Origin of the sequence: Pseudomonas uvaldensis (genome assembly GCF_021271205.1) — a bacterium.
Lineage (GTDB): Bacteria > Pseudomonadota > Gammaproteobacteria > Pseudomonadales > Pseudomonadaceae > Aquipseudomonas > Aquipseudomonas uvaldensis.
Genome location: NZ_JAIWKS010000006.1, coordinates 436,505 through 448,746, shown reverse-complemented (window position 1 = coordinate 448,746; position 12,242 = coordinate 436,505). Strand labels below are relative to the sequence as shown.

Below are 12,242 nucleotides of genomic sequence, written 5' to 3'. Positions count from 1 at the left end.
AGTGTGGGGGCAAAACCGTGGCTTTCAAGGTCGCGGCCCATGAATTAGCGGACAACCGGCCTTCGAATCCGGGCGGTACTGGCATACACTGCGCGGCCGTTTTTTCGACCGGAACCTGAAAGACATGAAAAACGCATCCCCGGCCCGTGCCTGCGGCATCGACTTCGGCACGTCCAACTCCACCGTCGGCTGGCTGCGCCCCGGCGTGGAAACGCTGATTGCGCTGGAGGACGACAAGATCACCCTGCCTTCGGTGGTTTTTTTCAATCAGGAGGAACGCCGTCCGGTTTACGGCCGCCTGGCCCTGCACGAATACCTGGAAGGTTACGAAGGCCGGCTGATGCGTTCGCTCAAGAGCCTGCTGGGCTCCAAGCTGATCAAGCACGACACCAGCGTGCTGGGCACGGCGATGCCGTTCAAGGATCTGCTGGGGCTGTTCATCGGCCAATTGAAAAAGCGCGCCGAAGCCACTGCCGGTCGCGCGTTCGATGAAGTCGTGCTGGGGCGTCCGGTGTTCTTTGTCGACGACGACGAGTTGGCCGACCAGGAAGCGCAAAACACCCTGGCAGACGTTGCCCGCGCCATCGGTTTCAAGGAAGTCTCGTTCCAGTACGAACCCATCGCGGCAGCGTTCGACTATGAATCGACCATCGACAAAGAAGAGCTGGTGCTGATCGTCGACATCGGCGGCGGTACGTCGGACTTTTCGCTGGTGCGCCTGTCGCCCGAGCGTCGTACTCGCGACAACCGTCACGATGACATCCTGGCCACCGGCGGCGTGCATATTGGCGGGACCGATTTCGACAAGCAGTTGTCCCTGGCCGGTCTGATGCCGTTGTTCGGCTATGGCAGCCGCATGAAAAGCGGCGCTTACATGCCCACCAGCCACCACATGAACCTGGCGACCTGGCACACCATCAACGCGGTGTATTCGCAGAAGTCCACCCTGGCCCTGGGCAGCATGCGCTATGACATCGAGGATACCGGCGGCATCGACCGGTTGTTCAAGCTGATCGAGCAGCGCGCCGGACACTGGCTGGCGATGGAAGTGGAAGAAACCAAGATTCAGCTGACCCACGCCGACCAGCGACACGTATCACTGGATCGGATCGAACCGGGCCTGAGCGTGGACCTGAGCCGGGCCTTGTTCGAGACGGCCATCGAAGGCCTGCTGGAGCGGGTACGCGAGAGCGCCACGCAAATGTTGAGCGATGCCAACGTCGGTATCGATCAGGTCGACACCGTATTCTTCACCGGTGGTTCCAGCGGCATCCCGGCGCTGCGCAACAGCGTCGCGGCGATGCTGCCCCGGGCGCGGCATGTGGAAGGCAATATTTTCGGCAGCATCGGCAGCGGGCTGGCCATCGAGGCGATGAAGCGGTACGGCTGAACGCCAGGGCTCGCCTCGTGACAGGTACGAGGCGACCCATTGCCCCTCAAGCTTGCGCAAGTTCATCGACCCAGGCCTTGAAAACGCCCTCATACAGGTAAAAACCGACGACGGTCCGCTCCAGTTTTCCATCTTTGAAAAACAGGGTGGTAGGGGCGGACTGAACATCGTATTGCGGGTCCGTCTCGATGCTGCCGTCTTTTTCGAAGGCCTTTTCAAGAAACGTGATTTCGCTAACATGTGACTGGGCGGCCGTCTCCAGGCTGGCCGTCATCTGGTCGGAACTTTTCTTGCCTTTCGTGCCGAACAGCACGATGACCGGCAACGATGACGTCAAGACCAGCGCTTCGAAAGTCGTCGTGTTTACCGTTTTCAAAGTCATGTTGAGCTCCCTTGAAACGCGCTGCGAAGTGAATTCTTCGCCTTGAGGAGCTAAACAATTCCATTGTTCCGTATCTACTGTCGGACCTGACAGTGCGGACGAACGGACAAGGTTTTCAAACCATTCCCAGCTGCTTCAACTCGCTCTTGAGGTACGCATAGTAGATCGGTCCCGCCACTACTCCCGGCAGGCCGAACGCCGCCTCGAACACCAGCATCGCCATAAGCAGTTCCCAGGATTTGGCGCTGATCTGCCCGCCAACGATGCGTGCGTTGAGGAAGTACTCGACCTTGTGGATCACGATCAGGTAACCCAGCGCCGCCACCGCGACCCAGATCGACAGCGACAGGCCAACGATGGTGATCAGGGTGTTGGACATCAGGTTGCCGATGACCGGAAGCAGCCCCAGCAGGAACGTCATCACGATCAGCGTCTTGGTCAGCGGCAGCTTGATCCCGAACAGCGGCAGCACCACCGCCAGGAAAATCCCGGTGAAGAACGTATTGAGCAGGGAAATCTTGATCTGGGCGAAGACGATGTTGCGAAACGCCTTGACCAGCAGGTTCAGGCGATCGAACAGCGCGGCCGCCAGGGGCTTGCGCTTGGTCAGGTCGGGAACACGCTGCAAGGCGACGATGGCGCCCAGCACCATGCCGATAAGCAACGTCACGAACATGTGGGCTGCGTCCTTGCCCACCAGTTGCAGGTCGCTCAGGTGCTTGCTCATCCAGTCGCCAATCGCCACCCGGAACTCGGCGGCACTGGCCGGCAGGTAGGCGTCGATGAACGGCGGCAGTTGCCCCCGGGCGCGGTCGACCACCGCCATGAATTTGTCCAGGGATGCACCGGGATTTTCCGCTTCATGCAACAGGAAGCTGATCGCACCAGCAAAAATCAACGTCAGGACACTGACCACCAGCGTGCCCAGCAACGCCACCGCGAGCCAGCGGGCACGCCGGCCTTCGATCAACCGCTGCAGCTGCGGTGTGAGCATGTTGACCAGCTCGAACACCAGCAATCCCGCCAGCAAACTCGGTAACAGCCGCAACGGCAACACCAGCAGCAACCCACCAAAAATGATCACCCAACTGATCACCAACAACACATGACGCTGAGAAAACGTTGGCATACAGCCTCGGGATAAAACGGTGTGAAAGGATCGGCAGTCTGCCAGCCTTCAGCGGACAGCACTAGAGATTCTATCGGCCGATCCTTGGCGCGGTTCAGATGTTTTTACAGCGTCTGTGCGGTCCCTGCGCGAGCGGGCTCGCACAGGGACCGGTTCACACCAATCCAATGTGGGAGCCTGCTCACGATGAGCCCCTTGCAGGCTCAAGCGCTACTTATTGTTCGGGCTGATGAACCGTCCCGCCATGCACTTCAGGCGGTTTGGTCCTGAGGCAAGTGCTCATGAACGCCTTGCGCTCATCGCCCTTGAGTGCTTTGGCGGTGGCGTCGACATTGCAGGTCTTCATGCGCTCCTGAGGTGTTCCCTGCACCTCTGGCGGCTTGGCCTTGAGGCAATTGCTCATGAACGCCTTGCGCTCGTCACCCTTGAGCGCCTTGGCGGTGGCGTCGGCATTGCAGGTGGTCATCCTGGTTTGTTGCTCCGTTGCGGCGAAGCCCTGGGAACACAGCAACAAACCGATCGTCAGCAAAGGGACACGCGGAAGTTTCATGGGGCTTCTCCTGATTGTCACCCGAAGGGTACGGCGATGTTTTGCAGTGTAGACAAAGCTTTTTACACCTTCCTTTAGATCGGTTCGTCCTGACTGCCTACACCCCCGCCGCCTTCAACCGCTCTGCATGCTCGACAAACAAGCGGATCGGCTCAGCCCCCTTGCCCACCAACCCCAGCGATTGGTTGACGATGTCGAAGTGGTCCATCGGGTAATCGTCGCCAATCACCGTCCCCAAATGCGAACTGAATCGTCCGACCATGCCATCGCACTGCCCCGCCTCGCGCACAAAGGTGCGGGCGAACAGCCGGCAGCTGCGATTCGTGCCGTCGAACAGGTTGCGCCCCTTGTCGGTCTTGCCAGGCTGAAGGGTCCCGGACCACGAGTAATAACGCACGCCATCGACCTCTTCCGGCCCCTGCCCGCCCCAAGTGTCGGGCAGCCCCTGTGGATAACGCTGGTTGAACAGCGCTACTCCGGCGGTGGTGAGGGATTCATGGGAGGCCCGGACATCCACCGGCAGCTTCGGCCCGCGATAACCGGTGTCCAACAGGCTCATCAACGCATTGATCAAGCGCAGCAAGGCCCTGAGCAGCCGGCCGCTGGCACGCTCGGGTGGGTAATGGATCTGCAGGTAATCGGCCAGCTCCGAGCCATGATTGGGACCGGCCACCGAGGTGACCGACGCCACCAGGTCCGGACGCCGGGCCGCCGCGTACCGGGCCGTAAGGGCGCCCTGGCTATGACCGATCAGGTTGACCTTTTGCGCGCCGGTCTGACGCAGGATTTGCTCGATCTGCTCCAGCAACTGTTCGCCGCGCACCTCGGAAGAGTGCAGCGGCGAAACCTTCACCGCCACCACCACGGCCCCCCGTTGGCGCAGCGCCGTGACGATCCCGTACCAGTACGGGTACAACACCAGGCGAATGAACCCGAGCATTCCCGGGACCAGCACCAGCGGGTAGCGAGTGGCACACTGTTGCGGCATAGAGCGGACATCCTTGTGATGGGGTGAGCCAGCATCGGCGTCGATGATGACCAGTCTATGACACCCGCCTCACTTCAGCCCGCTCACCCCCGCAACGATCAGCCCCACCGAGACGATTTTCACCAGCGTCAGGCTCTCTCCCAGCAACATGAACCCCAGGAACACCGTACCCAGCGAACCGATGGCAGTCCAGATCGGGTAGGCGACACTCACCGGCAGCTCGCGCATGGACAGGGTGAGGAACCCGATCCCACCCACCGCTGCCACCACAGTGATCAGCGACGGCCAGAATCGGGTGAAGCCTTCGGCGTACTTCATGCCCATGGCGAAGGCTACTTCGAACCCAGCGGCAACCAGCAGGAAGACCCAGGCCATCAGAAAGTCCGCGCCAGCGCCAGCAGGCGCTGCTCGGCCTCGGTGCAGGATTGAGCGAAGCTGCGCTCGGCCGCCTCTTCGCCTTCGGCGGCCACCACCGTCACATCAGTGATGCCGATAAAGCCCAGGACGGTGCGCAGCAACGTGTCGGCGTGGTTCATCGCCTCCAGTGGCCCTCCGGGACCGAAGCCGAAATCCCCACGGCTGGTCACGATCAAGGCTTTCTTGTCCCGTACCAGCGGTTCGTAATGCGACACGCCATTGTCCAGGCTGTGGTTGAACGTCAGACCGATCCGCACGATCTGGTCGATCCACGCTTTCACCCCGCTGGGCACGCTGAAGTTATGCATGGGGGCGGAGATCACCAGTCGGTCGTGGGCCTGCAATTCGGCGACAAGCGCGTCGCTCAGGGCCAGATCCGCCTGCATGCTCAATGGTCGGGCCTGGGGTTCGGGGTAGAACGCCGCCGCGATGAAAGCTTCGTTGACGGGGGAAATCAGCGTGCGTCCGACCTCGCGGCGGGTCACCTGGCAGTGTGGATGGGCGGTCTGCCACGCCGACACGAAGGTTTCGGCCAGACGCCGGGAATGGGAGCGTTCACCACGGGGACTGCCGTGTACCACAAGAACCTTACTCATCTGAATCTCCTTGTTTGAGACTACACTGGGACTGCTTGTGGCTTGCAGCTTGAAGCTCATCGCCACGCGCACTCAAATGAGGGTTAGTTCACCTGGATGAATTGAACTCATCTCAACGCTCACGCGGAGATTACCCATGTTCGCCAACTTGCCCCTCAACGCCCTGCGCAGCTTCGAATCGGCCGCGCGCCTGCTCAGCTTCAAGGCTGCGGCGGAGGAGCTGTCGGTGACGCCCACGGCCATTTCCCACCAGATCCGTTCCCTGGAAACCTGGCTCGGCGTGCAACTGTTCGAACGCCTGCCGCGACAGGTGCGGCTGACCGATGGCGGACAGCGGCTGTTTCACAGTCTGCATGGCGCACTGCTGGAGGTGGCGCAAAGCGTCGAAACCTTGCGCCCGCAACGCAGCAACACTCACCTGACGCTCTCCACCACCGCGGCGTTTGCCGCCCTCTGGCTGGTGCCGCGCCTGGGCCGGTTCTATGCGCGTCATCCGAACATCAATGTGCGCCTGGACACCCATTGCGAAGTAATCGACCTGCATCAGGACGCCAGCGTCGACCTGGTGGTGCGCTATAGCCTCGATGACTACCCGAACCTGTACGGTCTGTGCCTGTTCGACGAAAGCTTCGGCGTGTATGGCGCCCCCGCGCAGGTGGCATTGGCGGCCCGACAGACCCCGACACTGATCAGCGTGCGCTGGCACAATTCCAAGCTGTACGCCCACGGCTGGGATGCCTGGTGCGCCCAGGCCGGGGAAACCTGGCTCACCCGACAGCCCTGCATGCGTGAATACGACGAGGAACACTATGCCCTGCAAGCGGCGATTGCCGGGCAGGGCCTGGTACTGGCCAGCAACATCCTGGTGTCCGAAAGCGTCGCCAGCGGCTTGCTGGTGGGTTATCGCCCCGATGTCCAAGTCGATGGTGCCGGCTACAGCGCGTTATGCGTGCCAGGCCGAGAACGCCATCCGCCCGTACGGGCGTTTTTTCAATGGCTGGAGGAAGAGGCCCGCCTGTCCGGCGCACAACCCTCCAGGGCCATGCGGGCATTTTCATAAAACTTTTTGTCTCGCTCGTGACTCCCACGTCAAGAGATCGCGCCACAGAGCGCGACATTCCCACCGGATCAGCCACCAGGAGAACGAGATGAGCGACATGCACCTATCCGATGTGACAACCCTGCGCGAACGGGCACGGCAGAATGTCCAGAACGGCGCGGTGACCGAGGGCTACAACGCCGATCGACAGGAAGTCGTGCGCCTGCTCAACGAGGCACTGGCCACCGAGCTGGTGTGCGTACTGCGCTACAAGCGCCACTACTTCATGGCCACCGGCCTGAAAGCCAGCATGGCGGCCAGCGAATTCCTCGAACACGCCAACCAGGAAGCCGAACACGCCGACAAACTGGCCGAACGCATCGTGCAACTGGGCGGCGAGCCGGAGTTCAACCCCGACCTGTTGACCCGGTACTCCCATGCCCAGTACGTGGCGGGCAACACCCTCAAGGAAATGGTCTACGAAGACCTGGTGGCCGAGCGGATCGCCATCGACAGCTATCGGGAAATTATTCAGTACATCGGTGAAAAGGATCCCACCACCCGGCGCATCTTCGAAGACATCCTCGCCCAGGAAGAAGAGCACGCCGATGATATGGCCGATATCCTGGCCGATCTCTGAGCTCAGTGCGGGTCCTTTTGCGAACAAGCCCGCTTCCACATGTATCCGCGTTCCAATGTGGGAGCGGGCTTGCTCGCGAAGAGGTCATCCGTATCACCACAATCCCAGGGTCAACGCGTCGGCTTCACCGTCACCGGTGCCTTGCCGGCCTTCATCTGCTCCAGCAACGGTGCGCACTGGTTCGGTTCGCCTCCGCTTGGCGCAACCAATGCCAGCAGTCCTGCCGCCGGCGCCGCAATGACACCCAGCGCGACCATCCCGGCGCCGCGCAGCATCAGCGGCACGGCCTTGACGCCGGCGGAAGGCTTGGCGAATTTGCCCCGGACGTACAACGGTGAGCGCAGGGAAATCAGCCGCCAGCCCTTGGACTCCGGCGTGATGGTCAGGTCCAGTTGCTCGGTGGCCATGTTCGCCGTGCCGTCGATGTAGATGATCGCGTTTTCCGTGTCGAACACGAACAGGCGAGTCGTCGCCAGACCGGTCTTGATGTCGAAGTCCGCCGCGGCGCAATTGATCTTCACTTCCTTGTCGCCGAAGATTTTTCCTATTACGTAATTGCCGACGTTCAACCCCGCCAGCTCCATCAGCTCCCGGCTGATCGCACCGTCGTTGATGAGCATCTTCAACGTGCCATTGGAAGTGCCCAGCAGCGCCGCCACCGAATTGCCGCGCCCGGCGATATCGGCATCGCCGTTCAGTTCGCCAAAGCTGGTTTTCATCGGCTCGAAACCGGGGAACAGTTGCTTGAGCTTGAAGCCCCTGGCCGTCAGCTTTGCCCGTCCCTCAAGAGGCTGGGTGTGGCCGTTGAGACGGATCTGCGCATCAAGCCGGCCGCCCGCCACGCCGAACCGCAACGGTTCGAGGCTCAATTGACCGTCGTTGAGCACCAAGTGCGTGTAAAGATCAGTGAATGGCAACTGCGCGCTATGGACGATGCGCTTACCGGTAAACTCCACGTCGGCATCCATCGCGCTCCAGCGCTCGGTGCGAAACTCTTCGACGGGCAAGACCTTGTCCGATGGTTGTTTGCTGGCACCGCCACGGGCCTTTTGCTCACTGTTGGAATCGGCGCCGATCAGGGGCGCCAGATCGCTGAACAGCAACTGGTCGGACACCAACGTGCCACTGAGTTTCGGTCGGGGGTCGCTGGCGACATACGCCAGGTCACCATGGATATCGCTGTCGCCGATCCTGCCGTTGAACGCTTGATAGCGAAACAGCGCACCGCCGGGTTCGTGGAGCTTGGCGATCAGGTGCCCGTCGGTGGAATAAGGTGGCGAGTCCGGCAGGGTCACGCCGGTCAACGGGTACAAGTGGGCCAGGCTGTTGCCGGCCAGCTTCAGGCGCAAATCCAGAGCGCCGAGGTTCATCGGATCGGTCAGGGAGCCGGCCAGTTCGACGCGGGTGTCGGCGATCTTCGCCTGGGCCTGCAGGGGGAAGGGCCGCGATGCATCCTGCAGGGCCAGCAGGCCGCCGACCTTGCCGGAGCCGGTAAGCCCCTGGCCGTGATACTGCCCGTCGACCTTGAAGGCGAACGCATAATCCTGCGGAGTCGCACCTTGGTCCCGGGCTTTTTTGGCGGTCTTGTCACCGACGATATCGCTGAAGGGAATCGGCTTGCCCAGCGGATCGATCAGCAGGTCGAGCCGGGTTTTCAAGGTCTGGTCATCCAGCGTGACATGGCCCTTGTCGAAGCCAATGGCGCCAATGTCAACGACCCAGTTGGAGGGCTCGGCCTCCGGATCCTTGGGGTCGAACTGGAACGTCCAGTTGGCGCGCCCGTCGGCCAGGCGTTGCAGATTGGCGTCGGGGCCGGTCAGGTCGATACGGGGAATCGATACTCGACGCGCCAGTAAGGCCAGGGGCGAGATACGCAGCTCAACGCGTTTGAGGGTGACCATCTGCGGCGTTTTCGACCAGTCGGGGTTACCCAGGCTCAAGTCCTCGGCCACCACATGGGGCCACGGCACCCACGCTCGCCAGCCTTCTTCTTGCGACTCGCGCTGCCAGATCACCGCCAGGTTGCCGTTGATGGCGAAGGGACGATGCAGCTCCTCGGAAACCTTGGCGTTGAGGGGCGGCTTAATCCGGTTCCAATCGAAGAACGCGATGATCAGTACCAGTACCGCCAACAGAGCGAGAAGACTGGCAAAGGTCCAGGCGAGGATTTTTGAAGTGCGCGTCATGCACAAGGCTCCTGACAAATCAGCGCCCGAACCGCGACGCTTGGAAAATCGAACCTGTAGTCGGCTCGTTAATGATGAGACTGGCGAAACGGCCGACAGGTTTAGCACCCTGGGTGAAAATCCTGACCGAACCGCCAACAGCTGTTACCGCTCCCGCACATTTATGCGGCACCAGTGAGTACAAAATACCCACCGCAGTGCAAAACCGCACCTCCGAAAGGCCCGTTCTAGAGCCTCCCCTCGGAACAATCAATTCCGTTGATTATTACCATTGCGTTTATGAACTTTTATATCGACTTATCGAGAGTAGCATTGCCCTCGTACCCACTTTTCAGCCCTCCCGAGGAGCAACGATCATGAAACGCCAATTACTGATGAGTCTGTCCCTTTCACTGCTGGCCTCCACTGCTTTCGCCCTGCCAGCTTCCGAACAAGCCACACCACAGGTCAAGGATAGCCACTCGGTCTACAGCCAGACTGTTGCCGCGGACGGCTCCGACCGTACCACCCAGCGCGAAAAACTCGCTGAAGGTGGCTCCGACCGGACCAAACTGGGTGAATCGTTGGCCGAAGGTGGCTCCGACCGCACCAAACTGGGTGAGACCCTCGCCGAAGGCAGTCGTGGTCGTGATCGCCTGGAAGAAAAAGGCTTGGTAGAAGGCGGCTACGAGCACACCCCACAAGGTCAACTGCTTGCCTCAGACGGCGGTGACCGCGTGATCCAACGCAACGGCACAGCGAGCTGAGCCCATGGTGGCCGGAAAAAAAGCCCGATTCCAGCAATCGGGCTTTTGACTTTCTGCAGCGCACGTTTTCCCGCTCGCCCCTTCTACCGTTCGACGTCGGCAAAGCCGATTTGCTAGAGTGCGTCGCTCCTGAGAATCAGAAGCCAGCCTTGCGATGCTGCCTCGCGCCGAACAGAAACAACAGACCCGAAACGCCCTGATGGATGCGGCCCGTCATTTGATGGAGTGCGGCCGTGGATTCGGCAGCCTGAGCCTGCGGGAAGTCGCCAGGACGGCGGGCATCGTGCCTACCGGGTTCTACCGGCATTTCGACGACATGGACCAACTGGGCCTGGCGCTGGTCAGCGAAGTGGGCCAGACCTTCCGTGAAACCATCCGGTTGGTACGTCATAACGAGTTTGTCATGGGCGGCATCATCGATGCGTCGGTGCGGATCTTCCTTGACGTGGTACAAGCCAACCGGTCCCAGTTCCTGTTCCTTGCCCGCGAGCAGTACGGCGGCTCCCTACCCGTGCGCCACGCCATTGCAAAATTGCGCGAAGGCATCAGTTCGGACCTGGCCGCCGACCTGGCGTTGATGCCCAAGTTGCAGCACCTGAACCCGGCCGGGTTGAGCGTGATCGCCGACCTCATCGTCAAGAGCGTATTCGCCACCCTGCCCGACATCATCGACCCACCCGACGAAGCCTTGCCCGATCACCTCACGCCCCAGGCGAAGATCACCCAGCAATTGCGGTTCATCTTCATCGGCCTCAAGCATTGGCAAGGGTTGGGAAGCATCGAGTAATCCGGATGCCCCCTTGGGGCAAGCCTGTTCGCTCCCACGGCTCGTAACGCGCCACAAAACAGTGCGCAAGGCTCGCCGAGCGCACCAGTTCGGAACGAAATATAACCCCCGCTGAAACCAGCGCCTTGGGTATCTCTCGGCTATTTCCTACGCCCCCTTCGGTTGGCAAGCCCCTTGCTCTAAACACAGCACTGTTCATTGCTGGAAGCTCTCCGATGCTGGTGATTCATCGCAGAATCGACACTCAAGCCCGCTGGGACGCGGAGCTGCACCTGACGTTCGATGCCCGCAGCAAAAGCCGCCTGCGCTGTTTCAGTGCCGAGGGGGAGGATGTCGGGTTGTTCCTGGAGCGAGGGCAGCCGCCGTTGCATGACGGCGAATGCCTGCAGGCCGAGGATGGACGCATCGTGCGGGTCTGCGCCCGCCCCGAACAGTTACTGCACGTGACCTGCGCCAACGCCTTCGAGCTGACTCGCGCGGCCTATCATCTGGGCAACCGCCACGTCGCCTTGCAAGTGGGCGACGGCTGGCTGCGCCTGCTGGACGATTACGTGCTCAAGGCGATGCTCGAACAATTGGGCGCCAGTGCCGAAGCCATCGAAGCGCCATTCCAGCCGGAACACGGCGCCTATGGAGGCGGCCATCACCACTCGCGGCACGGCGATGAAGACTTCAACTACGCACCGCGCTTGCATCAGTTCGGCGTGCGCCCATGAATCCCGCCTGGGCGCTGCTGCGTCTGGCCAGCCCGCAACTGCCGATAGGCGGTTACAGCTATTCCCAAGGATTGGAGATGGCGGTGGACAACGGCCAGATCACGACACCCGACGAGGCACGCCGATGGATCGGCGATCAACTGCTGCTGAACCTGGCTCGCTTCGAGGCGCCCTTGTTGCTCGCCCATTGCACCGCGGCTGCGGCGGCTGATTGGGCGGCCCTGGCGCAGCACTGCGACGCCCATCGCGCCAGCCGGGAAACCCGCGAGCTCTATCAGGAGAGCCGGCAGATGGGCTATTCGCTGCAGCAACTGCTCAGCGGCCTGCCGGAGCTCGACGCCGCCGCGCGGCATTTTCTCGAGCAACGCACCGAACCGCACCTGGCCCTGGGCTGGGCCTTGGCCGCAAGGGCCTGGCGGATCAGCCCCCACGACGCCCTCGCCGCCTGGCTGTGGAGCTGGCTGGAAAACCAATTGGCGGTGCTGATGAAAACCCTGCCCCTGGGCCAGCAAGCCGCCCAGCGCCTGACCAGCGAACTGCTGCCACTGCTGCAACAGGCCCAGCACAACGCTTCGAACATCGACCCCGAACATTACGGCAGCGCCGCGTTTGGCCTGTCCCTGGCTTGCATGGCCCACGAGCGCCAGTACAGCCGCCTGTTCCGTTCCTAGGAGAC

Annotated in this window: 14 protein-coding genes; 7 read left to right on the top strand and 7 right to left on the bottom strand. The window is 61.5% G+C overall.

The annotated features are described in order from the left end of the window. Window positions 1-124 precede the first annotated feature (124 nt). Window positions 125-1,390, top strand: a complete 1,266-nt coding sequence (locus LCU97_RS16810) for an Hsp70 family protein (protein ID WP_232777225.1) — start codon at window positions 125-127, stop codon at window positions 1,388-1,390. 46 nt (window positions 1,391-1,436) lie between these two features. Here the strand turns inward: LCU97_RS16810 and LCU97_RS16805 are convergent, their stop codons facing one another. The 6 genes from LCU97_RS16805 to LCU97_RS16780 all read right to left on the bottom strand — a co-directional run bounded on the left by LCU97_RS16805 (window position 1,437) and on the right by LCU97_RS16780 (window position 5,452). Next, on the bottom strand, window positions 1,437-1,772 hold the full coding sequence (locus LCU97_RS16805) for a thioredoxin family protein (RefSeq protein WP_232777224.1): 336 nt from the start codon (window positions 1,770-1,772) through the stop codon (window positions 1,437-1,439). Between the two features lie 115 nt (window positions 1,773-1,887). Next, the gene (locus LCU97_RS16800) at window positions 1,888-2,901 is read right to left on the bottom strand and encodes an AI-2E family transporter (RefSeq protein WP_232777222.1); all 1,014 of its coding nucleotides are present in this window, start codon (window positions 2,899-2,901) and stop codon (window positions 1,888-1,890) included. 214 nt (window positions 2,902-3,115) lie between these two features. Continuing rightward, window positions 3,116-3,451: a PsiF family protein gene (locus tag LCU97_RS16795; protein ID WP_053155568.1), complete on the bottom strand. Its 336-nt coding sequence runs from the start codon at window positions 3,449-3,451 to the stop codon at window positions 3,116-3,118. Window positions 3,452-3,548: 97 nt separating this feature from the next. Further along, the gene (locus LCU97_RS16790; RefSeq protein ID WP_053155570.1) at window positions 3,549-4,439 is read right to left on the bottom strand and encodes an esterase/lipase family protein; all 891 of its coding nucleotides are present in this window, start codon (window positions 4,437-4,439) and stop codon (window positions 3,549-3,551) included. 69 nt (window positions 4,440-4,508) lie between these two features. Beyond that, entirely contained in the window at window positions 4,509-4,814 is a 306-nt protein-coding gene (locus LCU97_RS16785; RefSeq protein ID WP_053155571.1) for a DMT family transporter, read from the bottom strand. After that, a complete protein-coding gene (locus LCU97_RS16780; protein WP_232777221.1) occupies window positions 4,814-5,452 on the bottom strand; it encodes an FMN-dependent NADH-azoreductase in 639 nt (212 codons plus the stop codon). Before LCU97_RS16780 ends, LCU97_RS16785 begins: the two co-directional genes overlap by 1 nt. A gap of 136 nt (window positions 5,453-5,588) precedes the next feature. Here LCU97_RS16780 and LCU97_RS16775 point away from each other — a divergent pair, with 136 nt between their 5' ends. Next, window positions 5,589-6,512, top strand: a complete 924-nt coding sequence (locus tag LCU97_RS16775; protein ID WP_232777220.1) for a LysR substrate-binding domain-containing protein — start codon at window positions 5,589-5,591, stop codon at window positions 6,510-6,512. An 88-nt stretch (window positions 6,513-6,600) separates the two neighbouring features. After that, on the top strand, window positions 6,601-7,131 hold the full coding sequence (locus LCU97_RS16770) for a ferritin-like domain-containing protein (protein ID WP_053155577.1): 531 nt from the start codon (window positions 6,601-6,603) through the stop codon (window positions 7,129-7,131). 110 nt (window positions 7,132-7,241) lie between these two features. Here LCU97_RS16770 and LCU97_RS16765 read toward each other — a convergent pair whose 3' ends face one another. Continuing rightward, window positions 7,242-9,317, bottom strand: a complete 2,076-nt coding sequence (locus tag LCU97_RS16765; protein ID WP_232777219.1) for an AsmA family protein — start codon at window positions 9,315-9,317, stop codon at window positions 7,242-7,244. Between the two features lie 356 nt (window positions 9,318-9,673). Here LCU97_RS16765 and LCU97_RS16760 point away from each other — a divergent pair, with 356 nt between their 5' ends. The 4 genes from LCU97_RS16760 (at window position 9,674) to LCU97_RS16745 (ending at window position 12,237) form a co-directional block, all read left to right on the top strand. After that, window positions 9,674-10,063 (top strand): hypothetical protein, encoded by a 390-nt coding sequence (locus tag LCU97_RS16760; protein WP_053155580.1) that lies wholly within the window; start codon window positions 9,674-9,676, stop codon window positions 10,061-10,063. A 154-nt stretch (window positions 10,064-10,217) separates the two neighbouring features. After that, a complete protein-coding gene (locus LCU97_RS16755; RefSeq protein WP_053155582.1) occupies window positions 10,218-10,850 on the top strand; it encodes a TetR family transcriptional regulator in 633 nt (210 codons plus the stop codon). A 215-nt stretch (window positions 10,851-11,065) separates the two neighbouring features. After that, window positions 11,066-11,566, top strand: a complete 501-nt coding sequence (gene ureE / locus LCU97_RS16750; RefSeq protein ID WP_053155584.1) for an urease accessory protein UreE — start codon at window positions 11,066-11,068, stop codon at window positions 11,564-11,566. Next, entirely contained in the window at window positions 11,563-12,237 is a 675-nt protein-coding gene (locus LCU97_RS16745; protein WP_232777218.1) for an urease accessory protein UreF, read from the top strand. Before ureE ends, LCU97_RS16745 begins: the two co-directional genes overlap by 4 nt. Window positions 12,238-12,242: the final 5 nt, after the last annotated feature.

Excerpts from the sequence above, each read along its gene's own strand:
- LCU97_RS16775 (WP_232777220.1), top strand. The coding sequence starts at position 5,589 with ATGTTCGCCAACTTGCCCCTCAACGCCCTGCGCAGCTTCGAATCGGCC.
- LCU97_RS16755 (WP_053155582.1), top strand. The coding sequence starts at position 10,218 with ATGCTGCCTCGCGCCGAACAGAAACAACAGACCCGAAACGCCCTGATG.
- LCU97_RS16790 (WP_053155570.1), bottom strand. The coding sequence starts at position 4,439 with ATGCCGCAACAGTGTGCCACTCGCTACCCGCTGGTGCTGGTCCCGGGA.
- LCU97_RS16770 (WP_053155577.1), top strand. The coding sequence starts at position 6,601 with ATGAGCGACATGCACCTATCCGATGTGACAACCCTGCGCGAACGGGCA.
- LCU97_RS16805 (WP_232777224.1), bottom strand. The coding sequence starts at position 1,772 with ATGACTTTGAAAACGGTAAACACGACGACTTTCGAAGCGCTGGTCTTG.
- LCU97_RS16760 (WP_053155580.1), top strand. The coding sequence starts at position 9,674 with ATGAAACGCCAATTACTGATGAGTCTGTCCCTTTCACTGCTGGCCTCC.
- LCU97_RS16785 (WP_053155571.1), bottom strand. The coding sequence starts at position 4,814 with ATGGCCTGGGTCTTCCTGCTGGTTGCCGCTGGGTTCGAAGTAGCCTTC.
- LCU97_RS16800 (WP_232777222.1), bottom strand. The coding sequence starts at position 2,901 with ATGCCAACGTTTTCTCAGCGTCATGTGTTGTTGGTGATCAGTTGGGTG.
- LCU97_RS16795 (WP_053155568.1), bottom strand. The coding sequence starts at position 3,451 with ATGAAACTTCCGCGTGTCCCTTTGCTGACGATCGGTTTGTTGCTGTGT.
- LCU97_RS16765 (WP_232777219.1), bottom strand. The coding sequence starts at position 9,317 with ATGACGCGCACTTCAAAAATCCTCGCCTGGACCTTTGCCAGTCTTCTC.
- LCU97_RS16745 (WP_232777218.1), top strand. The coding sequence starts at position 11,563 with ATGAATCCCGCCTGGGCGCTGCTGCGTCTGGCCAGCCCGCAACTGCCG.
- LCU97_RS16810 (WP_232777225.1), top strand. The coding sequence starts at position 125 with ATGAAAAACGCATCCCCGGCCCGTGCCTGCGGCATCGACTTCGGCACG.
- ureE (WP_053155584.1), top strand. The coding sequence starts at position 11,066 with ATGCTGGTGATTCATCGCAGAATCGACACTCAAGCCCGCTGGGACGCG.
- LCU97_RS16780 (WP_232777221.1), bottom strand. The coding sequence starts at position 5,452 with ATGAGTAAGGTTCTTGTGGTACACGGCAGTCCCCGTGGTGAACGCTCC.